The following is a 26,871-nucleotide window of genomic DNA, read 5'->3' as shown; positions in this document are numbered from 1 at the left end:
GGCTATTTAAGGGTCCGTAGACCGTTGGGTGTTTCGAACTCGGCGGTCAGCGCGGCCGGCGCCGCTGCGTCGTCCGTCGGATGCAGCTTTATCAGATGCGCGGCGCCTAGCCACTGCAATTGCGCGGCCACCGTCTCGGCTCGCGGATGCTGGCCGTTCAGCGCTTTTAGTGCGATGCCGGTTTCCGGCAATGACTCCGACGGATGCCGCGCCGTGTCCCACTGGATGAGCGAGGGCAGCACGCCGTCGCCGGCGCCTTGCCAGGAGGGAAACGCGCCGTCGTCCGCAATGGACAGCCCCCAGCTGAACTCGCCGCGCGTGAGAGGCACGATCGGCGGGATGCGCTGCGGGTACTGGGCCTGCCACGCCGGCAGATGCTTCGGGCGGTCGACGCGGACGACCCAATGCGACAGATACGGCCCGTTCTCGAGGCGCGCGTGCGTGGCGGGGTCGTCGAGCGCAAAAAGGCGCGGGCGCGGCGCGGCGGCGGCCGGTTCCTGCGCGGCGTCGGCATGCGGATCGATTGCGATTACTTCCAGATACGCGCCGCCCCACAGGTTCAGCAGGCGGTTGTGGGTCCGCATCAGGGGGTGCGCGCCGCCCCCGGCCGGTGCCACGCCGAGAACGTCGGCGACGTACTGTGTACCCTCGTCGAGCGTGCGGGCGGAAACAACGAGGTGATCGAGACGAAGCAAATGTGCGGTCATTGCGGATCGGGAAAACGGGTTTCACATCAGGCCGGACCCGCACCACGCGCAGCGTATGCGGGTGCCCGGGCACGTAAGCATAACCGTTCGCGGGGCGACGACGACCCGCGAACGTGCGCTTAACGGGCGATTAATGTGCGATCAACGGGCGGTGCGCGGTCTTTGCGGCTGGTTGCCGGCGACTGGCCGTGTGTCTGTCTGGGGGCCGCTTGCCGGTTAGCTTGCCCGCTTGCCCTATCGGTTCGCTCGCCGCCGCAAACAGCGCTCGCGCATCCGACAGCCTACTCGGCGGGATCGCCGCCAGGCTCGGTACTTCGACGACGCCGCGAATCGGGCAGGCGCGCTTCTTCTGTCTCAAATGTAGCGGCGACGACCTGCACAGTAACGGTACAATCGATTCGATACCGTTCGGTACAGTTGGAGTGCGTCTATGTCCGTCCCGCTTACACAAATTCCCGCCCCGCACGATACGGCATCGCTGACGCTGGTCGAGCAACTCGTCCAATGGGCTCGCCGCCGCATCGAAGAGCGCGTGTTTCGTCCCGGCATGCGTATGCCGTCGATCCGCAAGCTTGCGCTCGACAAAGGCGTGTCGCGTTTCACGGTGGTCGAGGCGTACGAGCGGCTAGTCGCACAGGGCTATCTTGAGTCGCGGCGCGGCTCGGGTTTCTTCGTGCGCGAGCGTCTGGCGGGCGCGGCGGTTTCGGAAATTCGTCCGGTCACGCAGTCGCCCGCGCCGGCCACCATCGACGTGGTCTGGCTGCTGCGCAACATGCTGCATACCGGCGCGCGCCCGGAGCGCAGCCCCGGTCTCGGCTATCTGCCGGCGCGCTGGCTCGACGGCGAGTTGATCACCAACGCGCTGCGCACGCTGGGCCGGCAAAGCGGCGCGCAGTTGCTGGGGATCGGCACGCCGCTCGGTTTTCTGCCGCTGCGCCAGCAATTGCAGACGCGGCTCGAGGAACTGGAGATCGGCGCGTCGCCCGAGCAGATCGTGATGGTGTCGGGCATCACGCAGGCGATCGACCTGATTTCGCGCATCTATGTCAAGGCGGGCGATTCGGTGATCGTCGGCGATCCTGCGTGGTTCCAGATGTTCGGGCGCTTCGCGTCGCAAGGCGCACGGCTTCTCGGCATGCCATATACGCCGGACGGCCCGGACCTCGACGCGCTCGAATCGCTGGTGCAGACGTGGCGGCCCAAGATGCTGGTGATCAATTCCGTGCTGCAGAATCCGACCGGCACGTCGCTCACGGCCGCGCAGGCGTTCCGCATCTTGCGGCTTGCCGAGGCGTACGACTTCATCGTGGTCGAAGATGACATTTACGGCGATCTCTGCCCGCCGAGCTATGCCGGCACGCGGCTCGCAAGCCTCGATCAGCTAAAGCGCGTGATCTATCTGGGCAGTTTTTCGAAGACGCTCGCGCCCAATCTGCGCGTTGGTTTCATCGCGTGCGCGCCGGAAGTCGCGAAGGCGGTCAGCGACCAGAAAATGCTGGTCGGCATGACGAGCCCGGAATTGAACGAGCGGGTGCTGTACAAAATTCTCACCGAGGGTCATTACCGACGCCACGTCGAGCGGTTGCGCGCTCGGCTCGACGGGGTGCGCGAAAAATCCGTGCGGATGCTGGAAAAGACCGGCCTGAAGCTGTTCCTGACGCCCACGGCCGGAATGTTCGTGTGGGCCGACACCGGAGTCGACGCCGACGGCCTAGCCGCCGCCGGCCACGAAGCCGGTTTTCTGCTGACGCCCGGCAGCCTTTTTTCGCCGCAGCAGTCGCCCACCACGTGGATGCGCTTCAACGTCGCCAATTGCGGGGATCCGGAGCTGGCGACGTTTCTCTGCCGTTATCTGGACGGCGTTGCGCGCCGCGCCTCTTGAAACGGCGCCGCATCGCCCTTATTTAGGCGGACGATCCGGCGGCACGGCACCGCACGTCGGCAATCCGGCCCCGTGCCACGCCTGACCCGAAGCGCATCTGCAATACCCGATTCGCAAAAACCGATTCGCAACAGAGAGGAAGTCCGACCATGGCACAAGAAACCATGAGCTTTCAGGCAGAAGTGAAACAGCTTCTGCAACTGATGATCCATTCGCTGTACAGCAACAAGGAAATCTTTTTGCGCGAGCTGATTTCCAATGCGTCCGACGCGGCCGACAAGCTGCGTTTCGAAGCGATTGAAAACAGCGGGTTGTACGAGAACGACCCGAATCTGCGCATTCGCGTGTCGTATGACAAGGACGCGCGCACTATTACGATCGACGATAACGGCATTGGCATGAGCCGTGACGAAGCGATCGGCAACCTCGGCACGATCGCGCGCTCGGGCACCAAGGAATTCTTCGGCAAGCTGTCGGGCGATCAGCAGAAAGACGCTGCGCTGATCGGGCAGTTCGGCGTGGGCTTCTACTCGGGCTTCATCGTCGCGGACAAGATCACGGTCGAAACGCGCCGCGCCGGATTGCCGGCGTCGGAAGGCGTGCGTTGGGAAAGCGCCGGCGAGGGGGATTTCGCCGTCGAGCAGATCGAGCGCGCCGCGCGCGGCACGACCATCACGCTGCATCTGCGTGCAGACGAAGACGAACTCCTGTCGTCGCATCGGCTTAAGTCGATCATTCAGCGGTATTCCGATCACGTCGCGCTGCCCATTCTGATGAAGAAGGAAGAGTGGGACGCGGAAAAGAGCGCGATGGTCACGAAAGACGAGGACGAGACCGTCAATCAGGCCAGCGCGCTGTGGACCCGTGCGAAGAACGACATCACCGAAGAGCAGTACAAGCAGTTTTATCAGCATCTGTCGCACGATCATCAGGATCCGCTCACCTGGACGCATAACCGCGTCGAGGGCCGAAGCGAATACACGCAGTTGCTGTACGTGCCGAGCCACGCGCCGTTCGATCTGTGGAACCGCGATCATCGCGGCGGGCTGAAGCTGTATGTGAAGCGCGTGTTCATCATGGACGACGCCGAGCAACTGTTGCCCGCGTACCTGCGCTTCGTCAAGGGTGTGGTCGATTCGAGCGATCTGCCGCTTAATGTCTCGCGTGAGATCCTGCAGGAAAGCCGCGACGTCAAGGCGATCCGCGAGGGCGTGACCAAGCGCGCGCTGTCGATGCTGGAAGATCTGGCCAACTCGGATAACGACGCCGACAAGGAGAAGTACGCCGGCTTCTGGAAGGAGTTCGGCCAGGTGCTGAAGGAAGGCATCGGCGAAGACTTTGCGAATCGCGAGCGCATTGCCAAGCTCGTGCGCTTTGCGTCCACGCATACGGAAGCGCCGGAGCAGAACGTGTCGCTCGCCGATTACGTCGCGCGCATGAAGCCGGAGCAAAGCAAGATTTACTACGTGACGGCCGACACCTGGCAGGCCGCGACGCACAGCCCGCATCTCGAAGTGTTCCGCAAGAAGGGCGTGGAAGTGCTGCTGCTGACCGACCGCGTGGACGAATGGATGCTGTCGTTCCTCAACGAATTCGACGGGAAGCCGCTGCAAAGCGTGGCGCGCGGCGATCTGGATCTGGGCGCGCTGAACGACGAGGAGAAAGAGGCGCAGGAAAAGGTGAGCGAGGAGCTCAAGCCGCTCGTCGACAAGATGAAGGAAGCGCTGAAGGACAAGGCAAAAGACGTGCGCCTCACGTTCCGCCTGACCGATTCGCCCTCGTGCCTCGTTGCCGACGACGGCGAAATGAGCGGTTACCTGCAGCGCATGCTGAAGGCTGCAGGGCAGCAGGCGCCTTCGTTCCATCCGATTCTGGAAGTGAATCCGGAGCACGCACTGGTCAAGGGCTTGCATGCCGATAATGCGAACTTCGACGACTGGTGCCACCTGCTGTTCGACCAGGCGTTGCTGGCCGAGGGCGGCGCGCTTGAAGATCCGGCGAGCTTCGTGAAGCGTACGAACGCGTTGTTGCTTGCGCGCGCGAATTGAGCCTGATCGCGTAGCGTCGAACCGACCTTCAACGTAGTGAAGAAAAATGCGCTGCTTCGGCAGCGCATTTTTTTTGCCAGGCGCTTTGTGATGTTAAGAGCCGACCGAAAGAAATTCGCATCGGTCACTGCGCGTGCATTAATGATCGAGTGTCAGCCCGTGCAGGTGACGCACTTGCGCAAGCACGCTCCCGGCCAACTCCTTTGCCTCGAAACTGGAATGATGATCGCCGAGCACCTGCGCCGCGAGGCTGCCGATTGCCGCGCTGGTCTGTTTAGCGGTGTGGTGTTGCGCGAGCGCGGAGCCGGCTAGCTCTTTCTCGATATGGGTGGCGCCCTGACGAGCCAATACGACCGACGCAAGATGCGCGATGCGGTCAGAAGTTTCCTTTACGTTTGTAGTATTCAACCTGACTCCCTGCTGCTGGTTGTAGATTTGCTCGACGCCTTGGGTTTATTTCGACGTCGTGCAAAAATTAATTATGGTTAACTAACTAAAACTAATCAACGACCATAAATTGAGATTGGTTTATGAGACGCAGGGCACGGCATTATCTTGTTCGCGCTTCGAAACTGGGCGGCTCGAAGATCGGGCACGTTCTTCGAGCCACTTTCTGTACAAGCCGTGCGTGGAATCTCTTTTGCGATTGAAGCGCCTGCGCGTTGCAACACTTTCTGAGTTTTCATGTCCGATTCCGCTTTGGCCGCTCCGGCGGCACTGATCGATGTCACAACGCCTCTCGAGACGGTTCATCTTCTGTGGTCGGTTCTGCGCGAGGAGGGCCACCACGCGGCAGTGCTGCGCGCGGCCGAACTCGCCGCCGCTGGTGTGACATGGCAGTTGCATGCCGACCTGCACGCGAGCGCGGGGCGTTTCGAAGAGGCGTATCACAGCGCATCGCAGGCACAAGCTGAAACCGGCGGCGCACGCCATGCTCGCCTTGCGCTGTTCGCCGACGCGCTCGCCCGCGCCGAGGTGGCGCGGCATCACAGCGAGATCGCGGTCGCTGCGCAGCCACTTGCCACCACGCTTGAATGGATCGTCTGGCTCATCAACGGGTGTGGCGCCCATTCGGCGGCGGCGCATATGTTGCGCGCCTATCGGCAGCGAGCGCCGCACGACGCGCGCGCGCCGTGGTGGCTGGCTATTTCGCTCGGTGCGCTGGGTGCGGCGGGTGGGGCCGGTGGTCCGGGCGTGCGCGAGGAGCGGCATGCCGCGCTCGCGAGCGCATATGCGCTCGATCCGGCCGTCGATCCGGCGTTGCCGTTGCAGTTCGTGCTGGCATTGCGCGAGGTGCGCGACTGGACTGCGGTCGAGCACGTGTGCCGCGAGGCGCTGGCGCGCAATCCCGCAGACGCGGAGATGGCGTGGCAGCTCAGTCACGCGCAATGGCAGTGCAACCACGCCGCGGCGGCCGAGGCGACCATGCGCGCCGCGAATGCTGCATCGCCAGGCAATGCCGACGTGCTCGCCGCGATTGGCTTCTATCTATGCGAACAGGGACGCTACGAGGACAGTGCCGCGATGCTGCGCGAAGCACTGGCGGTCAATCCGCACGCGGTGACGCCGGCAGTCGATCTTGCAGACCTGGATTTGCGGCACGGCGCATGGACAAGCGGCTGGAAGCGTTTCGAGGCACGCCTCGCACGCGACGACCGCGAGCCGAACAATATCGTTTCGGTTATGGCTCGCCTGTGTCCGCGCTGGCAAGGGGAGGCGCTCGCCGGCAAGACGCTTGTCGTGCACAGCGAACTGGGCAACGGCGACGACATTCACATGGTGCGCTATGTCCCGCAACTTGCCGCCCGCGTGCGTCAGGAAGGCGGCAGGCTCGTGCTCTGCGTGCGCAGGTCGTTGCACGCGCTGCTCACGCGTTTTTACCCGGACTGCGTGTCCATCGAAGACGGCCCGCTCGGCGCGCCGGATTACAGCCTGCCCATCATGAGCTTGCCGCTTGTGCTGGACCTGCAGCCGCAGCAGGTCCGAGGCGATGCGTATCTTCACGCAGATCCGGACAAGGTGAGCGCGTGGCGTGAGCAGCTACGCAGACAGACACCGCGGGCTAGACTGCATGTCGGGCTCGTGTGGGCGGGAAGTCCTACGCATCGTCGCGACGAGAAGCGTTCGATTGCGCGGGCAACGCTTGAACCGTTGCTGTCGCTTGCCGATGTCATGTTCTATTCGCTTACGCCAGGACGTGCGGCCGATGTCGCGGTGCTGACTGCGCAGGGTTACAGCGTGTGCGACATGACGGCGCAATACCACGCCGGCTTCGACGACGTTGCCGCCCATCTCGGTGCGCTCGACGCGCTAGTCACGATCGACAGTGCACCGTTGCATCCTGGCGGCGCGTTAGGGCGGCCAGTGTTGGCGATGCTCGACCACGTGTCGCACTGGGCGTGGGGCAACGAGGAGGCGCAACCCTGGTACGACTCGGTGGAGCTGTTCAGGCAGCCGCAGCCGGGGCACTGGGCCCCCGTCATCGAGCGTGTGACGGCGCGCCTGCAAGCGCTGTTGGCGGCCGGCGCGAGCGGCACGAACTCGAGCCACGCAGCGCAACCGGCAGTAAACGGTTGATGGCAACTGACACGCGCGATTCAGATTTAGTACGCAGCGAGTCCCTGCTAGCCGACTTAAACGCAGACGCAGACGCACTGCATCAACTCGGGCTTGCATACTTTCGCGAGGGCGCACTCGAGCGTGCCTGTGAGCAGCTGGATCGCGCACTGAACCTCGCGCCCGATCGTGCGGATATCTGGGAGCATCGTGGGCTGCTTGCCGTGCTGGGCGACAATCGGATCGCGGCCGAGGCGTTCTACCATCGCGCGCTGAACTTAAGTGGTGGGAGTGCCAGCGTTCATCGGAATCTTGCTGATTGCCTGAAGCTCTCCGCGCGATTCGCCGAGGCGCGCCAACACTATCAAGCCGCGATCCGCTTCGAGCCCACTCTGCATCATGCGGTTCGCGCGCTCGCGCAGATCTGCACGGAACAGGAGCAGCACGCCGATGCAGCGAACTATTGGGCGCGCGCATGGGCACTCGACTCCGCAAACATTGCAGATGCGTTCATGCTGATCGCGGCTTTGTCGAAAGCGCAGCGCGATGTCGAGATCGTTGAACTGTTGCCGGCCCTGCGCGCACGCTGCAGCGCCGACGCAGCAGCTCTCCAGCAGCTCGCATTCGCTCTGAACAGCGTGCATCGTTTTGCCGACGCGGTCAGCGTCGCGAGGCAGGGAATCAGCGTTGAACCGAACAACGCCTGGCTGCATCACAACGCGTCGTTCGCGCTCAATATGCTCGGCGACTTCGAGCAAATGCAGATGCATACCGCCGAGGCCGCCCGGCTCATGCCGGATAACCCGTCGATGCAGTTCAACCTTGCGGCATCACAGCTTCGCGCGGGCGATTTCGAACGAGGCTGGAAGCAATACCGGTGGCATGACGCGCTACCGGAAAATCACGATCTGGTTCGCCCTGATTTCCCGGAGTGGCAAGGCGAGCGCGTGCTCGGCTGCCGTTTCCTGCTGATCGGCGAACAAGGGCTTGGCGATCAGATCCAGTTTCTGCGTATGGCCGACTGGCTGCATCGGCGTGGCGCCCAGGTGGACGTCTGGGTCGAAGAGCCGCTTGGCGATGTGGCGCGCCATGCGGCGGGCGTGCATGCGGCCTGGACCACGGCGCCGCCCGGCCCGTACGACTACTGGTGCCGCATGTTGAGCATGCCTGCGCATATGAAACTCGAATTGCCGATGTTGCCGCTTGCCACGGCTTATCTGCAGGCAAAGCCCGCAGCGGTGCAGCGCTGGCGTGACCGCCTGGACGCACTTGGTCCTGTCACGGCGCAAGGGTCGGTCACAAAGCGCGTCGGTATCGTTTGGGCGGGCAATCCCGCGTATGCGCTCGACCGCTATCGGTCCATTGAGCTTCAGCAATGGCGGCCGTTTCTGGAGCAGCCGGGCGTGCGTTGGTTCTCGCTGCAAAAAGGAGAGGCGCAGCACGACGCGGCGGCTTTGTCCGAGGGGATCGACATGCATGATCTCGGACCGGAGATTCACGACTTCATGGATACGCTGGCGATCATTCAGTCGCTCGATCTGGTCGTTACCGTAGACACTGCGGTCGCGCATCTTGCCGGCGCCTGCGGCACGCCGGTGTGGGTACTGGTGCCCACCTTTACAGACTGGCGCTGGATGGCCGAACGCGCCGATAGTCCGTGGTATCCGTCAATGCGTCTTTTCAGACAGCGTGAGTTGAATCAGTGGGAAGTGGTGCTCGCTGAGGTCGCGCAGGCGCTGCAGGAGTACGTCGGCGGGTGAGTCGGTAGGTGAATCTGCAGGTGAGTGGGCAGATGAGCCGGGCGCGCGCGGCGCAGCCGGCCCTGGGTGTGATTAGCGTAGTCCGCCTGAAGCGGCTGGTGCCTACTTCTTGCCCATTAACGTTTCCATGGTTTCGCCGCGCACGACGATCTCAGTGCGGCGATTGAGCGCGCGCCCTTCGGGCGTGTCGTTGCTTGCAACCGGATTGTTGTACGCGTTGCCCTTGGTGCGGATGCGCTCCATCGTCACGCCGCGCGCCACGAGCGCGTAACCCACGGCGGTCGCGCGCGCTTCCGAGAGTTGCTGGTTGTAGTCGAGCGTGCCGATATTGTCCGTGTAGCCTTCGACAATGATCGGCTTCTTGCTGCGCTTGAGCAGCACCGCGGAACGGTCGACCACGGCGCTCGCATCGCCGCGCACTTCCGATTTGTTGAAATCGAACAGCGCTTTCTCGGGCAGTTTTACGGCGACGCCATCCGGGACCGGTGCGACCTCGATGCCCACGGCCTTGTTCAACGACGTCTCAGTATCGCGGTTCAACGGCGCGGCGCAGCCAGCCACCAGCAGCACCGACATTGCGCAGGCGCTCATGCTCAGAATTTTCTTCATGTTTGCTCTCTCGTTCGTTTGCAGATCGGATGGCGCGCCCGTCGATAGCGGGCGAATCGCCGGTTCGTAAAGCACGGAGGTTTTATCGTGGGTCGCGGCGTTGGAGAATCGGACCTTTCCGAAATCGGCGACCTGATTGAGCGTTTGGGTACCGATGCGGCGATGGAGCTGGATCGTCGGAAAAGACGCGTGCGGGCCGGGCAATCGTCCGACAGTCGCACCGTTATAATCCGAACCCATGCCTATCCGTTTCGCTGCCGCCGACGCGCACTGGCGCGTCGCTCCCTCGCCTGGCCTCGGCGCCGCGCAGAAAGACTGGTTGACCCGTGGCGGTTCGCTGACCGCGCATCTGCGCGCGCTCGGCGCAGTCGCGGTGCGTGTCACGCGTGAAGGTGTGGCGTTGGCCTGGGCCGACGAGCATGCCGCGTTGGGTCTGCCCGCGCGCGCGCCAGTGTGGGTGCGCGAGGTCGTCTTGTCGGTCGATGCCGTGCCCTTTGTCGCCGCGCACAGTGTTGCGCCTCTGGCCGCGAGCGTCGGCGTATGGCAAGCCACGCGATGCTTGCGCACGCGGCCGCTTGCCGAGCTGCTGTACAGCGATAGCAGCGTCGCCCGATCGGCGCTGGTCAGCCGCCGCGTGACCGCGCGGCATCCGCTGTACCGGCTGGCGGCGCGTGAAGTCGGCGGGATGCCGCCGCACGCACTGTCTGCGCGCCGCTCGGTGTTCGAGCGGCATGGCGAGCCGCTGATGGTCACCGAATGTTTCTTGCCGGCACTGTGGACGCATCTCGCGTCATTAGCGAATGCCGGCGGCGCTCGCCGCTCAATCGCGCTCTCCGTCGATGCCGCGCCCGCAGGTCACCCACGCATCCGCGAACATGGCCGGCCGATCGAGCACACGGCATCGCGCGCGCATCCTGCGACGCGTGCCGCCAGCGAGCGGAGCCGATAATGCTGATCGGCTTTCCTCCGGTTGTCGCCGCCGACACACATACGCTGATTCTCGGCAGCTTTCCCGGCGAGGCGTCGCTCGCCGCGACCCAGTACTACGCGCATCCGCGCAACCAGTTCTGGCGTCTGCTTGGCGCCGTGCTCGACGACCCGCTCGCGGAACTCGCCTACGAAGAGCGGCTGCGGCGTGTGCTTTCTCACGGGATCGGCGTGTGGGACGTGCTCGCCGCGTGCCATCGCGAAGGCAGTCTCGATGCGGCCATTCGCAACGCACAGCCGAACGACTTTGCCTCGCTGCGCGAACACGCGCCGAAGCTGCGCAAGGTCTGCTTCAACGGCAAGACGGCGGGCCGCTTCGCGCCGGTGATCGGCGCGGCGGGCTACACGACCCTCGTATTGCCTTCGTCCAGTCCGGCCAATGCTATGCTCTCGTTCGATCAAAAATTGCGCCTGTGGCGCGACATCCTGACATGACGAAACTCATCAAGCGCGCTTCGGCTGAAGCGCGTGCATTCCGCAACCGCAATGCCGACGGTGCGGGCAAGCGCGAGGTGGCGCGCAACAAGAAAAAGTCGTCGCACGACGACGATCTGCACGACGCGCCGCAAATCGAAACGCCGCGCAAGCCGCGTTTTGCGCCCGTCACGTTTTCGGAAGAAGGCGGCGTGCGCTATCTGCATTTCGGCACGGAATGGGTGCAAGGCGCGATGCGTCTGCGCAAGCCGGACCACATCGAACTCGAATACGCTCAGCAAATGATGGCGTGGCTGCTGTTCATCGAAACGCCCAGGCGCATCGTCCAGCTCGGCCTCGGCGCGGCTGCGCTCACCAAGTTCGCACATCGCTTCCTGAAGCGCGCCAAGGTCGAGGCGGTCGAAGTGAACCCGGCGGTGGTGATTGCCGCTCGCGCAATGTTCGAATTGCCGCCGGACGACGCGCGCCTCACCGTGCATGAGACGGACGCGTGGGACTTCGTCAACGACCGCGCGAACCACGGCACGATCGGCGCATTGCAAATCGACATTTACGATGCAACGGCGCGGGGGCCGGTGCTCGACAGCGTCGGCTTCTACCGTGCAGCTCGCGCGTGTCTGACCGATGCGGGCGTCGCAACGGTGAATCTGTTCGGCGATCACCCGAGCTTCGTGCGCAACATGAAGCGTCTGAAAGAAGCGTTCGACGGTCGCGTCGTCGCGCTGCCGGAAGTGCACGACGGCAACCGCATCGCGATTGCGTTTTCCGGCCCGGCGCTCGACGTGCCGTTCACGGCGCTGCAAACACGCGCAAAGCTGATCGAAGCGGAACTCGGCTTGCCCGCCCGCAAATGGATCAAGGGTCTGCAGGAGTCGACCGGACAGGCGGGCGCGTCGTTCGTCATCTGATCGCATAGAGCCGCAAGGGGCCGGGCCATAAAGGGCCGGCCTCACCCTGACGAGCGTCGCATCCGCGCGACGGAATTCAGATCTGCTATCTATCCGGCATTGCGCCGCAAATCCGCTGTTTTCTCCTCCGCACGCGAACGCGCCGAGGCCGCAAAGCCCGCGCTGCGCATGGGTCCTGGCCAGGTCACTTCTGCCGCCCGACATCCGCTGAAACACCGTCCTGCCGGCTCTGACAGCAGTGTCAATGCCTCGGGTCGTCCCTGCTTGACCGCATGTTCGCGGCTCCTATACTCTTTCGAGGCTTTCGGGGCACTCGTGTCACACGCGGGGCGATCCTCCGCGGGCTTGCTGCCGCGAGGCGGTTTTCCGCGTGGCGGTCCAGCACCCGTCGAACACGGGCCAACATTTCAATAATAGGGAAGAGGAGACGTCATGGCTCACGACGCCGACGCGAATAAAGCCAGCAAGCACTGGCTCTGGCTGCTGCTGTTGCCCTGGATCGCCATGGTCTGGGTGCCGTCGTACAACAAGGTCGAACCGGTACTGTTCGACTTTCCGTTTTTCTACTGGTATCAGCTCCTCTGGGTGCTGATCAGCGCAGTCATTACGGCGCTCGTCTATATGAAGACCAAGGCGCGCTCGTCGGGCCGTCCTCAGGGGGACGCACAACAATGAACGCCATCGCGACTTTCGTCTTCGTTTTATTTTTTATCGGCGTCACGATTCTCGGTTTTATCGCGGCGCACTGGCGGCGCGGCGATCTTGCGCATCTGGAAGAGTGGGGTCTCGGCGGCCGGCGCTTCGGCACCATCGTCACCTGGTTTCTGCTGGGCGGCGACCTTTACACCGCGTACACCTTCATCGCGGTGCCGGCGCTGGTATTCGGTGCGGGCGCAACCGGTTTCTTCGCGCTGCCGTACACCATTCTGATCTACCCATTCGCGTTCGTCGTCTTCCCGAAATTGTGGAGTATCGCGAAACGTCAGGGCTACGTGACGTCGGCAGACTTCGTATCGGCACGCTACGGCAGCCGTATGCTCGCTCTCGCAATCGCGGTGACGGGTATCGTCGCGACCATGCCGTACATCGCGTTGCAACTGGTCGGGATCGAAGTGGTGATCGGCGCGCTCGGCTTCGACACGAAGGGCTTCGTCGGCGATCTGCCGCTCATCATTGCGTTCGCGATCCTGGCCGCGTACACGTACACGTCGGGCTTGCGCGCGCCGGCCATGATCGCCGTGGTCAAGGACGTCCTGATCTACATCACGATCTTCGCTGCGATCATCGTGATTCCGCCGCAACTGGGCGGCTTCGGCCACATCTTCGCATCGGTGCCGCCGGCCAAGTTGCTGCTTAAGGCGCCGGACGTGTCGAGTCTGAACGGCTATAGCGCGTATGCGACGCTCGCGGTGGGTTCGGCCCTCGCGCTGTTCCTGTATCCGCACTCGATCACGGCGGTGTTGTCGTCGAAATCGGGCAATACGATCCGCCGCAATATGGCGATGCTGCCGGCTTACTCGCTAGTGCTCGGTCTGCTCGCGCTGCTCGGTTTCATGGCGCTTGCCTCGGGCGTGAAGGACATGCCGGAATTCGCGCCGTACTTCAAGGCGTTCGGTCCGAACTTCGCGGTGCCGGCGCTGTTCCTGCACTTCTTCCCGTCGTGGTTCGTCGGCGTGGCGTTCGCTGCGATCGGCATCGGCGCGCTGGTGCCGGCCGCGATCATGTCGATTGCGGCAGCGAACCTGTACACGCGCAACATCCACAAGGAGTTCGTGAATCGCAACATGACGCACGAACAGGAGACCAACGTCGCGAAGCTGGTGTCGTTGATCGTCAAGGTCGGCGCAGTGGCGTTCATTCTCGGCCTGCCGCTCACCTATGCGATCCAGTTGCAACTGCTCGGCGGCATCTGGATCATCCAGACGCTGCCCGCGATCGTGCTCGGTCTGTACACGCGAGTGCTCGACTATCGCGGCTTGCTGCTCGGCTGGGCAGTCGGCATCGCGACCGGTACGTGGATGGCCGTTTCGCTAAAGCTCGCCAGTTCGATCTTTACGATCCACCTGTTCGGCATGGCGATCCCGGGCTACGCGGCTGTCTGGTCGCTGATCGTGAACCTGGTAGTGGCGGTGGTGGTGAGCCTGCTGGTGCGCGCGTTCGGCATGCAGCGCGCCGAAGACCGCACGCGTCCGGAAGATTATCTGGACGTAGTCGAAAGCTAAGCGTCGCAAGCTCGTTGGGCGGCCGGGCATGCCGGCCGGCAAGCGAAACGATGCAACTCAAACGCAGCGCCCGCAGACGGAAGTCTGCGGGCGTTTGTGTTTGCGGCGCACTCCAGGGCACGATAGCGGGACCGTCTCTCACAAGCGTCGCTAACTCCGCCATGGCTCCTGCCGATTCCCGCACCGTGATTCCGCGCCGTTCGGCGGTGAGCCGGATGGTTCGCGCGATCACGTCGCCGTATTACCGCTATCGACACGCGAAGGTCCTGCACAGCCTGCGCGTAGGACTGGCAATGCTGTTCTCGATTCTGGCGACAACCGGTATCGACATTCCGCACGGCATCTGGTCGTCGGTGACGCTGCTCGTGGTGATCGGCGGTTTGCAGCACCACGGCAATATCCGCAAGAAAGCGGCGGAGCGGGCCGCGGGTACCTTGCTCGGGGCGTCGATCGGGCTGCTGCTGATCGTGCAGCAGAATCTGCTTGGCTCGCTGCCGCTCACCTATGTGTTGATGTCGATCTTCGCCGCGATCTGCGCGTGGTTCGCGATCGGCTCGTCCGGCTACATCGGGCTGTTGACGGCCATCACGATGTGCATCGTCGCGGGGCATGGCGACAATCTGATCGACGTCGGTCTGTGGCGCACGCTGAACGTGCTGATCGGCATTGTGATTGCGTTGGCTTTTTCATTCGCGCTGCCGCTGCACGCCACTTATTCGTGGCGCTACGGTATTGCGGCCAATCTGCGCGAGTGCGCGCAAATCTATACGCGTTTGCTGGAGGGCGAGACGATTGGCGAGGAAGAGCAGGTGAAGCGGTTTCTCGAGATCAACCGGCGGCTCGTGCAATTGCGTTCGCTGATGCCTTCGGTGGCAAAGGAAATCGACGTGCCGCAGGCGAAGCTCGAGGAGATTCAGCGGCTGCATCGCTCGGTGCTGAGTTCGCTCGAACTGCTTGCCACCGGTCCATTGATGCAGGCCGGCGCCGCCGCGCGCAGCGCGTATGCCGAACAGTGCGGCGCGGAGGTGCGGGCGGTGCGCGCCGTTCTGCTGGCGATTGCGCGCGGCCTGCGCTTTGGCCGCGCGACGCATTTTGGGATTCCGGGGGGCGGCGGTCAGGTGGCCGGCGGTCCGGTGGCCGGCAATCCGGTGGCCGGCAATCCGGCCGCGTCGCCGCTTGCGCGAACCGTGGGCAACGTCGCGTCTAAACTGCCGCCCGAGCTGCAAGGGCCGTATTGGCTCGGGCAGCGGCTCGCGGAACAGGTGGACCGACTGCGCGTAGCGTTACTCGAGACAGAGGTGAACTGGAACATCGAGCGGCGCTCGCGGGTTCTGCAGAAGGCTTAGTTAGAGAAGATGCCGGTGATGTCCGCTCATGGTTTCTGGCAGTGGCTCGGGCCGCGGCGGTGAGGCGGGCTCTCTCGTTGCCGCCGCGATAGCGGCACTAAGCAGCGCCAGCGACAGTCGTCGCGGCAGCGGGCGACTACACCGACGTCATCGCCATCACGCGATCGAATGACCGCGCGCCCGGCAGCCTGAACCACCGGTCACCATCCTTTCTCCACCGCGCTACCCGCCGATCACTCTTGCGGCAACGTCACCATCCACATCAAGCCGAAGCGATCCACCGTCATGCCGAAGCCTTTGCTCCAGAAGGTCTCGCCCCATGGCATCACGATCTGGCCGCCGTCGGCGAGCGCGTTGAAGTATTTTTGCGCCGATGCCGTGTCGTCCGCCGTCAGCGACAGGCTGAAGCCGCTCATGGGCTTCGCGTCCTGGTCGCAATTGCCGTCCGACGCCATCCACTGTGTCGAGCCCATCTGAACGTTCGCGTGCATGACTTTGTCTTCGACGCCGGCACGCGGCTGGTTCTGCGGGTCGGGCGGGGCGTCCTTGAAGCGCATCATGAACGTGACTTCGGCACCGAGGTGCTGGCGATAATAATCGAGCGCTTCTTCGCAGCGTCCGTTGAAAAAAACGTAGGGTTGAACTTCCATCATCGTCTCCCGAAATGTGGATATGAACGCCTTGGCGCCGTAAGGCGGGCAAAGGAGCAGGCGTGCAGACCATTTTAGGCAACGGTTTTCGGGCGATTGTGACTTTGTGTCGTGAGGAAAAGACGGCTCGCCGGAAACGGCCGAAGGCCGCGTCAGCGGATGAGCGGATACCCGGATTCCCGGTAAACGGAACGCGGCCCCGAACCATGAGCTTCGGGGCCGCGTGTTGTAGCGCTGCTGGTGCCGCGCGTGTTGTGGTCGCCGGCTTTTGCGGACGTACGACGACCGCTGCGACTGACGCAGGCGCTTAACGCAGCGCTTCGATCAGTTTTTCCAGCTTGACTGCGTCGGCCGCAAAAGCGCGGATGCCTTCGGCGAGCTTTTCGGTTGCCATGGCCTCGTCGTTGACGAGGAAGCGGAACGACGCTTCGTCGACTGCCACGCGTTCAATGTCCGCGTCTTTCGCGCTGTCCGGCGAGAGCTTGCGCTCGACCTTGTCGGTGCTTTCGTGCAGCTTTTGCAGCAGATCCGGGCTGATGGTCAGCAAATCGCAGCCCGCCAGTTCCAGAATCTGGCCCGTGGTTCGGAAGCTCGCGCCCATGACCTCGGTCTTGTAACCGAATTTCTTGTAGTACGCGTAAATGCGGCGCACGGACTGCACGCCCGGGTCGTTCGCGCCGCCGTCCTTCGCTTCGTCCCACGCACTGCCGGCGTTTTTCTTGTACCAGTCGTAAATGCGGCCGACGAACGGCGAGATCAGCTTCGCCCCGGCGTCGGCACAGGCGGCGGCCTGGGCAAGCGAGAACAGCAGCGTCATATTGCAGTTGATGCCTTCTTTCTGCAGTACTTCGGCCGCGCGCACGCCTTCCCACGTGGAAGCCAGTTTGACCAGCACGCGTTCCCGGTCGATGCCGTGATCCTTGTAGAGCGCAATGATTTCGCGGCCCTTGGCGATCGAGCCTTGGACGTCGAACGACAGACGCGCATCCACTTCGGTCGACACGCGCCCTGGGATGATTTTCAGGATCTCGGTGCCGAAAGCGATCAGCAGCTGGTCGATGATCGCGCCCATCGGCTTCGATGCATGGTCTTTCACGGTTTTTTCGAGCAGCGGCCGGTAGTCGTCTTTCTGGACGGCCTTCAGAATCAGCGACGGATTGGTGGTCGCGTCCTGCGGCTTGTACTGCGCGAGTTGCTGGAAGTCGCCGGTATCGGCCACGACCGTGGTGTACTGCTTGAGTTGATCGAGTGCGGTTGTCATATTCGTGCCTTCAGAGGGCGCATGCGCCGTGGTTCAGGAGAACGAGGTCGCCGCCGGAATGAAAGACCGGGCCCGGCGGCCGCGAGTCACGCTGCAGCATTTGCCCGATGTTGCTGGGAAACGCTGCCGGATGCTTCTATTTTATGGCGGATCGTCGGATGTAGTGTTGACAGTTGCCAGCGGCGATCCGTTCACAGCTATTTCACTGCCATTCCACCGCGCTTGCGGGCGAGGTAAGGCGCCGCTATGCGCCGCATACAGGAACACCCGCGAGGCGCCGGCCATCGCACGTACTCATGAGCGCCGCGCATTCAGCACGACCTGCGTGAGCACGCCGGCCACCAGCCCCCAGAACGCCGACCCGATAGACAACAAGGTCAGCCCCGACGCCGTCACCATGAAGGTCACGAGTGCCGCTTCGCGCTGCCTGACGTCCTGCATTGCGTTGGTGAGTCCGCTCATGATCGAGCCGAACAGCGCCAGCGCCGCGACCGACACGACGAGTTCGCGCGGAAACGCCGCGAACAGCGCCGCAATGGTCGCGCCGAACACGCCGGCGATCAGATAGAAGATACCGCACCACACCGCGGCCATGTAACGCTTGCCGTGGTTTTCGTGCGCTTCGGGGCCGGTACAGATCGCCGCCGTGATCGCGGCAAGGTTGACGCCGTGCGAGCCGAACGGCGCGAGCAGCAGCGACGCGATTCCGGTCGCCGAAATCAGCGGCGCCGACGGCGTGGTGTAGCCGTCCGCGCGCAGCACCGCGATGCCGGGCACGTTCTGTGACGCCATGGCGACGACGAAAAGCGGAATCCCAATGCTGACGCTTGCGGCGAGTGAAAACGCCGGTGTCGTGAAGACGGGATGCGCGAGCGCCACCTGAAAGTGACTGAAGTCGAGCAGGCCGAGGGCGCCCGCAGCAATCGTGCCGGCAATCAACGTCATTGGAATCGCGTAACGCGGCGCGATGCGTTTGACGACCAGGTAGGTCAGAAACATCGTCAGCACGAGCGCCGTCTGAAACTGCGCGGCGCGAAAAATCTCGATGCCGATCTCGAACAGGATGCCCGCCAGCAGTGCGGCCGCGATGCCAGCGGGGATTTTCTTCATGAGCGTGTCGAACCAGCCCGTCAGCCCGACAATGGTCAGCAGCAGCGCGCAGACGATAAAGGCGCCGATCGCCTGCCCGTAAGGCACATGCGGCAGCGACGACACCAGAAGCGCCGCGCCGGGCGTCGACCACGCAATCACAATCGGTGCGCGGAACCGCAACGACAGTCCGATCGTGCAGAGCGCCATGCCGATCGACAACGCCCAGATCCACGACGAAATCTGCGCATTCGTCAGATGTGCGGCTTGACCGGCCTGAAACATGAGCACGAGCGAACTCGTGTAGCCCGTCATCATCGCGACGAAGCCCGCGACGATCGCCGACAGCGAGGTGTCGGCCAATGGGTTGAAGCGTCCGGGCGGAATGCCGGCAGGCGCGAGATCAGGCGATGACGAGCGACTCATGCAAAAACTTTCTTGTCGTTGAGGGTTGAGCGGGCGGTTCTATTTGCTCAGCATCCGCATGGCGGACTCGAGCCCGGCGAGCGTGAGCGGATACATGCGCTGGCCGAGCACTTCGCGGATCGCGCTGACGGACTGGCGGTACGCCCACAGGCCTTCAGGTTCCGGATTGAGCCACGCGTAATGCGGGAAGTGGTCGGCGAGGCGTCGCAACCACACGGCGCCGGCTTCGGCGTTGTTGTATTCGACCGAGCCGCCCGGCTGCAGCACTTCGTAGGGGCTCATGGTTGCGTCGCCGACGAAGATCAGCTTGTAATCGGGCGTGAATTTGTGCAGCACGTCCCACGTCGGCATGCGCTCGGTGTGACGGCGACGGTTGTTTTTCCACAGGAAGTCGTACACGCAGTTGTGGAAGTAGTAGAACTCGAGGTGCTTGAATTCGGCCTTCGCGGCGGAGAACAGTTCTTCCGTGCGCTTGATGTGATCGTCCATGGAGCCGCCGACATCGAGCAGCATCAGCACTTTCACCTTGTTGTGCCGCTCGGGCACCATCTTGAGATCGAGCCAGCCGGCGTTCGCGGCCGTGCTGCGGATCGTGTCGGGCAGGTCGAGTTCTTCGGCCGCGCCTTCGCGCGCGAAGCGGCGCAAGCGGCGTAACGCCACCTTGATGTTGCGCGTGCCGATTTCGACCTGGTCGTCGTAGTCGCGATAGGCGCGCGCTTCCCAGACTTTCACGGCAGTGCGATTGCCTGCCGCGTCGCCACCGATGCGCACGCCTTCCGGGTTGTAGCCGCCGTTGCCGAACGGCGACGTGCCGCCCGTGCCGATCCACTTGCTGCCGCCTTCGTGGCGTTCTTTCTGTTCGTCGAACAGCTGCTTCAGGCGTTCCATCAGTTTGTCGATGCCGCCCATCGCCTCGATCTGCGCCTTTTCTTCCGGCGACAGATCGCGTTGCAGCTTCTTCTTCAGCCAGTCGAGCGGGACGTCGAAGGCAAGTTCGGAGGTCTGCGCGACGCCGTTGAAATACGCGCCGAACGCCTGGTCGAACTTGTCGAAATACTGTTCGTCCTTCACGAGAGTCATGCGCGCGAGGTAATAAAACTCGTCGAGCGACGGCGCGATCACGTTGGCTTTGAGCGCCTCGAGCAGCGTCAGGTATTCCTTCACCGACACGGGCAGTTTCGCGGCGCGCAGCGAGTTGAAGAAGTCGATCAGCATGCTGGGTTCTCCGCGGCGCGGGCACTCACTAGAAATTCAACGATTATTGCGGTTCATGAAAATGAGCCGCTCGAACAGGCTTACGTCCTGTTCGTTCTTCAAAAGCGCGCCGTGCAGCGGCGGGATGATCTGCTTCTGATCCGACGAGCGCAGCGCTTCGGGTGGGATGTCTTCGGCGAGCAGCAGCTTGAGCCAGTCGAGCAGTTCGGACGTGGACGGCTTTTTCTTCAGCCCGGCCACGTTGCGCAGCTCGAAAAAGCTTTGCATGGCCGCGGCCAGCAGATCCTTCTTGATGCCCGGATAATGCACCTCCACGATCTGCTGCATCGTGGCCGGGTCCGGAAACTTGATGTAATGGAAAAAGCAGCGGCGCAGGAACGCGTCGGGCAGCTCCTTCTCATTGTTCGACGTGATGATGACGAGCGGACGCTGTTTCGCGCGGATCAACTCGTGCGTCTCGTACACGTAGAACTCCATGCGGTCGAGTTCGCGCAGCAGATCGTTCGGAAATTCGATGTCGGCCTTGTCGATCTCGTCGATCAGCAGCACCGTTTGTTCGTCCGATTCGAACGCCTGCCACAGCACGCCCTTGACGATGTAGTTGCGGATGTCCTTCACCCGCTCGTCGCCGAGTTGCGAATCGCGCAGGCGCGACACCGCGTCGTATTCGTAGAGGCCTTGCTGGGCCTTGGTGGTGGACTTGATATGCCACTGCAGCAGCGGCATGCCGAGCGCGGCGGCGACTTCTTCGGCCAGCATGGTCTTGCCGGTGCCGGGCTCGCCCTTGATCAGCAGCGGGCGCTTGAGCGTCATCGCGGCGTTGACCGCGAGCTTGAGGTCGTCGGTGGCGACGTACTGCGATGAGCCTTCGAAACGCATGGCAAGATGCTCTTTGGGCGGAAAAAACCCAGTATAAGTCAGAAGCCCTGTTGGCCTGAAACGGGCTCGCGTATGGTTTCAGCCGCGGCGCGGCCCGGCCGCAATGCAGGCGCGCCGGCCGGCGCGCCCCGCGCGGTGGACGTTCGGCGCGGCGTCGCGGTACAATTAGCCCGATTTTTTTGGCCTGCGTGGCTCCCTATAAGAATAACGGCGCGGGCCGTTGCCTTTTTGGGCGCCCGTTTCCCCTCAAGCCAGGTTACATGCTATGAATAAATTCGTCGGCAAACACGTCGTGATCGCAGCGCTGTCGGTGCTCGCGGGCTATGCGGCCAGTGCGCAGGCAGCGGATGTCGTCGGCAACGCGAAAGCGGGCCAAGGCAAGGTCGCGATGTGTATTGGCTGCCACGGCATCCCTGAATATCGCACGGCTTATCCTGAGGTCTACCGCGTGCCCATGCTCGGCGGCCAGAATCAGGCGTACCTCGAAAACGCCCTGCGCGGCTACAAGAAGGGCGATCGCCACTTCGAAACGATGCACGCGATCACCGCGTCGCTATCGGATCAGGACATCGCCGACATCGCTGCTTACTACGCGGCGCAAAATTCCTCATCGAAGAGCAATCCCGACAAGTGACCGGCTGCGGTTATCCAACCAGTCACACGGCTATTAAATTCGCGGGATAGGAGAATTCATGAATAAGCCCCAACAGGCACTCCACACGGTGTTCAAGGCTGCATGCGCGTCGGCGGCAGTAATCGGTCTGGCTGCAGCGAGCGTCGCCCATGCGGCCGACGCCGGCAACGGCAAGGTGCTGTCCGAGAGCCACAACTGCGCGGCATGTCACGGCCCGAAGCTGAACAACCCCGTAAGCCCGGAATATCCGAAGCTCGCGGGTCAGCATTCCGATTACGTCTACTGGGCGCTGCGTCAGTATCAGATGGGTAACGGCAACCCGCACATGGGGCGCAATAACGCGATCATGCAGGCGCAGGTTCAGAGCCTGTCGCCATCGGACATGAAAGACATCGCGGCTTACATCGAATCGCTGAACGGCGATCTCGTACAGAAGAAGTAAGCACGCCGCGCCACCTCGGCGCTGCCAGGCAACTTCATCGACACCCCGCTTCGACGGGGTGTCGTGCTTTTTGGACGCCGGAGTTTGTGTGCGTGGCCAAGTTCGCGGCTCGCGCGCTCTTTTGCGCGTTCCCTTCGACGGCTCCTGCTCGCGTTGCTATGCGGACACGCTTGCGGCTAGTCGCGCGTCGCGCGCCGTTCGATTCGCTGCAGATACGCGTCAGTATCGGGCGGCATGCCTGTGCGCTGCGCTTCCCAAATGGTTTCACCGAGGCATTCCATGATCGCGTGCTGCGCGTCGTGCGTCGACCCAAGGCGGGCGGCGAGACGCTCATGCGCGGCGCGAATGCCTGGCGGCTGGTCGATCGACAGTTGTTCTGTGATAGCCAGGTGCATCGACAGATGCAGGAACGGATTGGTCTGTCCACGCTCGGGCGAGTAGTCCTGAGCCTGGGCCGCCTCGGTATCGGTCAGTTCCGCGTGATACTCGGGATGCTCGGTGATCCAGTCGGCGGCAATCGCTTCGAGCGGCGTCAGAATCTCGCCCTGACGCTGCTTGCGCCAGGTCTCGGTGAAAAATTGACGGACTTCGTCGCGGCTTGGATTGAACATCGTGGGACCGGTTTATCGAGTGGAAAGTGAGAGGACGCAACGGCTGCGTGCGGTAAGGCGTTGCTGTGAGAACGCGCCTTGCGGAGCCGCTCACGCAGGCCGGTGCCGCCGCGTATAACTCAGGCCGGCGCCGCTCTATATATAACGCGGCATTTTACGCGCCGGTGCTGCGGCTTGCTGAGGACGCGCCCGCTCAAAGATCGGGCGGCGGCGTCTTTGGCCGGAATTCGCAAAGCGGCTCGATCGCGCAGTGCCAGCACTCCGGCCGACGCGCCTTGCACACATAACGGCCATGCAGGATCAGCCAATGATGCGCGTCCTTCCTGAACTCGGCGGGCGTGAATTTTTCGAGCGCTGTTTCAACCGCGCGCACGTCTTTGCCGGGAGCCAGCCCGGTTCGATTCGCAACCCGAAAGATGTGTGTGTCGACGGCGATAGTCGGATGGCCGAACGCCGTGTTCAGAATCACGTTAGCTGTCTTGCGCCCGACGCCCGGCAGACTTTCCAGCGCCTCGCGGTCCTCAGGCACTTCGCCGCCGTATTGATCGAGCAGGATGCGGCAAGTCGCGATCACGTTCTTGGCCTTGTTCCTGTACAGGCCGATCGTCTTGATGTAGTCGGCGACGCCTTCTTCTCCGAGCGCCAACACTTTTTGCGGCGTGTTGGCCACCGGAAACATCTTGCGCATGGCCTTGTTGACCGAGACGTCAGTCGCCTGCGCCGAAAGCAGTACGGCAATCAGCAGTTCGAACGGTGTGGTGTACTCCAGTTCGGTCGTGGGATGGGGATTGATGCTCTGAAGCGTTTCGTAGATGGCGCGGCGTTTGTTCGCGTTCATGCTGAGCGGGCGGATGCTGTTAGCGCGGATTGCGCGTGCCGACCGGCGTCGACGGCGGCGGGTTGCCGGCGGGGTCGTCGGCTGGATTATCTGTAAGTTGGTCGACGCCTGTGTCGGTGAGCCCGAGACGGCGGCGGCGCGCTTCGGCCGCGTCGATCTGCGCCTGCACGTCGGCGCTCACCTGATCGGTGTTCAACGGCACATGGCCTTTGGCGGCCAGCTCTTCCTTCTTCTTGCGAGCACGTTCGAGCGCGGCCTGGATAATCGCGCGTTTCTTCGCTTCGGCGTCGGCATTCTCAGCAGTGCTTGCAGGCGGTGCCGACGGCGTCGACACGTTGCCTGTCGGCGCAGTGGTAGCCCCAGTAGTAGCCCCGCTAGCGGCTGCGCTGCTTCGCCGCGCCGCAACACGTGCTTCGGCAGCTTCGCGCTCGCGTGCGAGACGCGCTTCGCGCCGGTTATGTCGCTCGCGCGCGGCGTCGGCGAGCGGCTGGCTCCATGCGTCCCAGCCGGTCGCCTCGCCGGTGACAGGCGGCATCGAAATGCAATCGACCGGGCAGGGCGGCACGCACAGGTCGCAGCCCGTGCACAACTCGGCGACTACCGTGTGCATGTGTTTCGGTGCACCAACTATTGCGTCGACGGGGCACGCTTGCATGCACAAAGTGCAACCGATGCACACCTGTTCGTCGATAACCGCCAGAGGGCGTGGGCGTTCGACGCCATTGGCGGAATTGAGCGGAATCACCGGTTTGCCGAGCAAGGCGGCGAGGCGCACGACGCCTTGTTCGCCGCCCGGCGGGCACTGGTTGTAATTGGCTTCGCCGCATGCGACGGCCTCGGCATACGGACGGCACGCCGGATATCCGCACTTGGTGCATTGCGTCTGGGGAAGCAGATCTTCAATGCGATCTGCGAGTGTTTTGATCTGTGTCACGGTCACGATGTGGGGCCAAGCGGGGCTCGGCGGGGCGGCCGCACAGCTTGAACTAAATAGCACATTATCGCCGATTTCCCCAATTGCCATCGGCAATCCATGTGCCATAATCGAAGCGCCTTTTTCGAAAGACCGCAGAAGGGTTTCCCCCAACCAGCCCGTTCAGTGCTGTCTATGCAAGGCCCGAGGAGAGGCCGGCGGCACGATCTGGAAAACGCGGCTCACGAAGACCATGCCACCATGAATCAGCCGAAAATCAAAAGAGATCCTGAAGGCACCCGGCGCCGCATTCTGCTTGCGGCAGCCGAAGAGTTTGCAAATGGTGGGCTATTCGGCGCGCGCGTCGATCAGATCGCCCGCCGAGCGGAGACGAATGAACGCATGCTCTACTACTACTTCGGTAGCAAGGAGCAGCTCTTCACTGCAGTACTCGAGCACGCGTTCAGCGCGCTCAACGAAGCGGAACGCACGCTCGAACTGAACGGCATTGCGCCGGTCGAGGCAGTTACGCGTCTCGCGCATTTTGTTTGGGATTACTACCGCGACCATCCTGAACTGCTGCGCCTCGTCAATAACGAAAATTTGCACGAGGCGCGTTATATGCAGAAGTCCACGCGCATCCGCGAAATGATTTCGCCGATCGTCGCCACGCTTGGCAGCATTCTCGAGCGTGGTCAACGCGCAGGGCTCTTTCGCACGAACGTGGATCCGCTGCGCTTCTACGTCACGCTGTCGGGCATGGGCTATTACATCGTGTCCAATCGCTTCACGCTGGAAGCCACGCTTGGTCGCGATTTCAGCAGTGCGAGCGAACGCAGTGAGGTGATTCAGATGAACACCGAACTATTGCTCGCTTATCTGTTGCGAAAGTAGGGCAGCCTCGGTGTTGGCCTGCAAAGTTGAGATGCGCTAAGAGGCTTCTCAACTTCGCTTGCTTTTGAACGGGCCGTTTGAGACGTGCCAAAAAACGGCCTCCTAATCAGGAGGCCGTTCTTATCATGTGCGCGAGGGCTTCGTAAGTGACTTCATGAGTGGCCGAAAAAGCCTGCATGACTCTTGCGCGAAGTCCGCATGACACGCGTCACACTTCGGCTTTTTCCTTCACGACCTTCGGCGCCTTGTTGTGCTCGAGGATGAAGTCGCGCAACTGCGGATAAATGATCGTGCGCCAGCGGCGGCCCGAAAAGATACCGTAGTGCCCGCACTTTTCCGCCGTGAAGTGACGCTTGTTCTTCTCCGGAATGCCGGTGCACAACCCGTGAGCGGCATAGGTCTGACCGTCGCCGGAGATGTCGTCCAGTTCGCCTTCAATCGTGAAGAGCGCGGTTTTCGTGATGTCCTGCGGACGCACGCGTTCGCCGGCCACGTCCCAGGTGCCTTCGGCCAGACAGAACTCCTGAAACACCACGCGGATCGTGTCCAGGTAGTAATCGGCGTCCATGTCGAGCACGGCGTTGTACTCGTCGTAGAAGCGGCGATGCGCTTCCGCGTCGTCTTCGTCGCCACGCAGGAGGCTCTGGTAGAAGTCCCAATGCGAAGCCGCATGACGTTCCGGGTTCATCGCGACGAAGCCCGTGTGTTGCAGGAAGCCCGGGTACACCTTGCGGCCCACGCCCGGATAGTTCGGCGGCACCGTGAAGATCACGTTGTTTTCGAACCACTCGTAGGAGTGTTGCGTGGCGAGCGAGTTGACCGACGTGGGGCTCTTGCGCGCGTCGATAGGCCCGCCCATCATGGTCATGGTGCGCGGCGTGTCTTCGCCGCGGCTCGCCAGCAGCGAAATGGCGGCGAGCACCGGCACGGTCGGCTGGCACACCGAGATCACATGCAGATTCTTCGCACCGATGTGGCGGATGAATTCCTGAATGTAGGCGACGTAGTCGTCGAGATGAAACTCGCCGTCTTCGAGCGGCACCATGCGCGCGTCGATCCAGTCGGTCAGATAGACCTTGTGGTCCTGCAACAACGTGCGCACTGTGTCACGCAACAGCGTGGCATGGTGGCCCGATAACGGCGCGCAGACCAGCACGACCGGCTCGTCCTTGAGCTGGGTCACAGCGTCGCTGTCGTCCGCGAAACGCTTGAAGCGCATCAGACGGCAGAACGGCTTTTCGATGATCGTTTGCTCGATGATCGGAATGTTGTGACCGTCTTTGACGATCTGATGGAGATTGAACTCCGGCTTCTCGTAATCTTTACCAAGCCGGTAGAGCAGTTCGTAGCCGGCGGAAAGGCGCGTGGCACCGGGCACGTAGGCCAGAGGGCTGGCAGGATTCGCGAACGATTTGGACGCGGCCTGAGCCCAGGCGGTAAGCGGGCTCAGCATAGCCCGCTGGAATTCGTGCAATTGGTAGAGCATGGGTGCTCCGTTTTAAGCGGTTCGCATGGGGCTTCGCAAACACGCGTGTGGCGTTGCGGCAGGCCATTCTGGT

At 62.8% G+C, this 26,871-nt stretch carries 25 protein-coding genes; 13 read left to right on the top strand and 12 right to left on the bottom strand.

Going from position 1 to position 26,871, the window contains the following annotated elements:
- Nucleotides 1–2: 2 nt before the first annotated feature.
- Complete coding sequence (locus BCA01S_RS02675) at nucleotides 3–707, bottom strand: VOC family protein (RefSeq protein WP_027775595.1); 705 nt, start codon at nucleotides 705–707, stop codon at nucleotides 3–5.
- A gap of 430 nt (nucleotides 708–1,137) precedes the next feature.
- Here BCA01S_RS02675 and BCA01S_RS02670 point away from each other — a divergent pair, with 430 nt between their 5' ends.
- Both BCA01S_RS02670 and htpG read left to right on the top strand, forming a co-directional pair.
- Nucleotides 1,138–2,589 (top strand): aminotransferase-like domain-containing protein, encoded by a 1,452-nt coding sequence (locus BCA01S_RS02670; RefSeq protein WP_027775594.1) that lies wholly within the window; start codon nucleotides 1,138–1,140, stop codon nucleotides 2,587–2,589.
- Between the two features lie 149 nt (nucleotides 2,590–2,738).
- Nucleotides 2,739–4,637, top strand: coding sequence for a molecular chaperone HtpG (gene htpG, locus BCA01S_RS02665; protein WP_027775593.1), 1,899 nt, complete (start codon nucleotides 2,739–2,741; stop codon nucleotides 4,635–4,637).
- A 138-nt stretch (nucleotides 4,638–4,775) separates the two neighbouring features.
- Here the strand turns inward: htpG and BCA01S_RS02660 are convergent, their stop codons facing one another.
- A complete protein-coding gene (locus BCA01S_RS02660; protein WP_027775592.1) occupies nucleotides 4,776–5,045 on the bottom strand; it encodes a hypothetical protein in 270 nt (89 codons plus the stop codon).
- Between the two features lie 276 nt (nucleotides 5,046–5,321).
- Here BCA01S_RS02660 and BCA01S_RS02655 point away from each other — a divergent pair, with 276 nt between their 5' ends.
- The gene (locus BCA01S_RS02655) at nucleotides 5,322–7,214 is read left to right on the top strand and encodes a tetratricopeptide repeat protein (protein ID WP_027775591.1); all 1,893 of its coding nucleotides are present in this window, start codon (nucleotides 5,322–5,324) and stop codon (nucleotides 7,212–7,214) included.
- Nucleotides 7,214–8,953, top strand: a complete 1,740-nt coding sequence (locus BCA01S_RS34355) for a tetratricopeptide repeat protein (protein ID WP_042317800.1) — start codon at nucleotides 7,214–7,216, stop codon at nucleotides 8,951–8,953. Before BCA01S_RS02655 ends, BCA01S_RS34355 begins: the two co-directional genes overlap by 1 nt.
- Nucleotides 8,954–9,055: 102 nt before the next feature.
- Here BCA01S_RS34355 and BCA01S_RS02645 read toward each other — a convergent pair whose 3' ends face one another.
- Nucleotides 9,056–9,562: an OmpA family protein gene (locus BCA01S_RS02645; RefSeq protein ID WP_027775590.1), complete on the bottom strand. Its 507-nt coding sequence runs from the start codon at nucleotides 9,560–9,562 to the stop codon at nucleotides 9,056–9,058.
- A 238-nt stretch (nucleotides 9,563–9,800) separates the two neighbouring features.
- Between BCA01S_RS02645 and BCA01S_RS02640 the strand changes: the two genes are divergently transcribed.
- From BCA01S_RS02640 to BCA01S_RS02615, 6 genes are all read left to right on the top strand, one after another.
- Entirely contained in the window at nucleotides 9,801–10,511 is a 711-nt protein-coding gene (locus BCA01S_RS02640; RefSeq protein WP_027775589.1) for a chorismate--pyruvate lyase family protein, read from the top strand.
- The gene (locus BCA01S_RS02635; protein WP_027775588.1) at nucleotides 10,511–10,984 is read left to right on the top strand and encodes a DNA-deoxyinosine glycosylase; all 474 of its coding nucleotides are present in this window, start codon (nucleotides 10,511–10,513) and stop codon (nucleotides 10,982–10,984) included. The genes BCA01S_RS02640 and BCA01S_RS02635 overlap by 1 nt, the downstream gene beginning before the upstream one ends.
- Nucleotides 10,981–11,892, top strand: a complete 912-nt coding sequence (locus BCA01S_RS02630) for a class I SAM-dependent methyltransferase (RefSeq protein WP_027775587.1) — start codon at nucleotides 10,981–10,983, stop codon at nucleotides 11,890–11,892. The genes BCA01S_RS02635 and BCA01S_RS02630 overlap by 4 nt, the downstream gene beginning before the upstream one ends.
- A 432-nt stretch (nucleotides 11,893–12,324) precedes the next feature.
- On the top strand, nucleotides 12,325–12,567 hold the full coding sequence (locus BCA01S_RS02625; RefSeq protein WP_027775586.1) for a DUF3311 domain-containing protein: 243 nt from the start codon (nucleotides 12,325–12,327) through the stop codon (nucleotides 12,565–12,567).
- Nucleotides 12,564–14,114: a monocarboxylate uptake permease MctP gene (gene mctP, locus BCA01S_RS02620; RefSeq protein WP_027775585.1), complete on the top strand. Its 1,551-nt coding sequence runs from the start codon at nucleotides 12,564–12,566 to the stop codon at nucleotides 14,112–14,114. Before BCA01S_RS02625 ends, mctP begins: the two co-directional genes overlap by 4 nt.
- 161 nt (nucleotides 14,115–14,275) lie before the next feature.
- A complete protein-coding gene (locus BCA01S_RS02615) occupies nucleotides 14,276–15,460 on the top strand; it encodes an FUSC family protein (RefSeq protein WP_027775584.1) in 1,185 nt (394 codons plus the stop codon).
- Between the two features lie 233 nt (nucleotides 15,461–15,693).
- Here BCA01S_RS02615 and BCA01S_RS02610 read toward each other — a convergent pair whose 3' ends face one another.
- The 5 genes from BCA01S_RS02610 to BCA01S_RS02585 all read right to left on the bottom strand — a co-directional run bounded on the left by BCA01S_RS02610 (nucleotide 15,694) and on the right by BCA01S_RS02585 (nucleotide 20,980).
- On the bottom strand, nucleotides 15,694–16,110 hold the full coding sequence (locus BCA01S_RS02610) for a VOC family protein (RefSeq protein ID WP_027775583.1): 417 nt from the start codon (nucleotides 16,108–16,110) through the stop codon (nucleotides 15,694–15,696).
- 307 nt (nucleotides 16,111–16,417) lie between these two features.
- Nucleotides 16,418–17,371, bottom strand: a complete 954-nt coding sequence (gene tal / locus BCA01S_RS02605) for a transaldolase (RefSeq protein WP_027775582.1) — start codon at nucleotides 17,369–17,371, stop codon at nucleotides 16,418–16,420.
- 294 nt (nucleotides 17,372–17,665) lie between these two features.
- Nucleotides 17,666–18,886 (bottom strand): benzoate/H(+) symporter BenE family transporter, encoded by a 1,221-nt coding sequence (locus tag BCA01S_RS02595; protein WP_027775581.1) that lies wholly within the window; start codon nucleotides 18,884–18,886, stop codon nucleotides 17,666–17,668.
- 39 nt (nucleotides 18,887–18,925) lie between these two features.
- Complete coding sequence (locus BCA01S_RS02590; RefSeq protein ID WP_027775580.1) at nucleotides 18,926–20,101, bottom strand: vWA domain-containing protein; 1,176 nt, start codon at nucleotides 20,099–20,101, stop codon at nucleotides 18,926–18,928.
- Between the two features lie 36 nt (nucleotides 20,102–20,137).
- Nucleotides 20,138–20,980 carry an AAA family ATPase gene (locus BCA01S_RS02585; protein ID WP_027775579.1) on the bottom strand — a complete coding sequence of 281 codons (843 nt, stop codon included), beginning with the start codon at nucleotides 20,978–20,980 and terminating at the stop codon, nucleotides 20,138–20,140.
- A 265-nt stretch (nucleotides 20,981–21,245) separates the two neighbouring features.
- Between BCA01S_RS02585 and BCA01S_RS02580 the strand changes: the two genes are divergently transcribed.
- Nucleotides 21,246–21,614 (top strand): c-type cytochrome, encoded by a 369-nt coding sequence (locus BCA01S_RS02580; protein WP_013338619.1) that lies wholly within the window; start codon nucleotides 21,246–21,248, stop codon nucleotides 21,612–21,614.
- Between the two features lie 58 nt (nucleotides 21,615–21,672).
- Nucleotides 21,673–22,056 carry a c-type cytochrome gene (locus BCA01S_RS02575; protein WP_027775578.1) on the top strand — a complete coding sequence of 128 codons (384 nt, stop codon included), beginning with the start codon at nucleotides 21,673–21,675 and terminating at the stop codon, nucleotides 22,054–22,056.
- 176 nt (nucleotides 22,057–22,232) lie between these two features.
- Here the strand turns inward: BCA01S_RS02575 and BCA01S_RS02570 are convergent, their stop codons facing one another.
- From BCA01S_RS02570 to rsxB, 3 genes are all read right to left on the bottom strand, one after another.
- Nucleotides 22,233–22,667: a DUF1841 family protein gene (locus tag BCA01S_RS02570; protein WP_027775577.1), complete on the bottom strand. Its 435-nt coding sequence runs from the start codon at nucleotides 22,665–22,667 to the stop codon at nucleotides 22,233–22,235.
- A gap of 193 nt (nucleotides 22,668–22,860) precedes the next feature.
- Nucleotides 22,861–23,505: an endonuclease III gene (gene nth / locus BCA01S_RS02565; RefSeq protein ID WP_027775576.1), complete on the bottom strand. Its 645-nt coding sequence runs from the start codon at nucleotides 23,503–23,505 to the stop codon at nucleotides 22,861–22,863.
- A 19-nt stretch (nucleotides 23,506–23,524) separates the two neighbouring features.
- On the bottom strand, nucleotides 23,525–24,445 hold the full coding sequence (gene rsxB / locus BCA01S_RS02560; protein ID WP_042317875.1) for an electron transport complex subunit RsxB: 921 nt from the start codon (nucleotides 24,443–24,445) through the stop codon (nucleotides 23,525–23,527).
- A 234-nt stretch (nucleotides 24,446–24,679) separates the two neighbouring features.
- Between rsxB and BCA01S_RS02555 the strand changes: the two genes are divergently transcribed.
- Nucleotides 24,680–25,312, top strand: coding sequence for a TetR/AcrR family transcriptional regulator (locus BCA01S_RS02555; RefSeq protein ID WP_020065324.1), 633 nt, complete (start codon nucleotides 24,680–24,682; stop codon nucleotides 25,310–25,312).
- Between the two features lie 208 nt (nucleotides 25,313–25,520).
- On the opposite strand, the gene BCA01S_RS02550 is transcribed toward BCA01S_RS02555, so the two are convergent.
- Complete coding sequence (locus BCA01S_RS02550) at nucleotides 25,521–26,798, bottom strand: polyhydroxyalkanoate depolymerase (RefSeq protein WP_027775574.1); 1,278 nt, start codon at nucleotides 26,796–26,798, stop codon at nucleotides 25,521–25,523.
- Nucleotides 26,799–26,871 lie beyond the last annotated feature (73 nt).

The sequence above is a fragment of the Paraburkholderia caledonica NBRC 102488 genome (assembly GCF_000685095.1).
In the GTDB taxonomy this organism is placed as follows: Bacteria; Pseudomonadota; Gammaproteobacteria; order Burkholderiales; family Burkholderiaceae; genus Paraburkholderia; species Paraburkholderia caledonica.
This window is presented reverse-complemented; position numbering and strand designations above follow the sequence as displayed.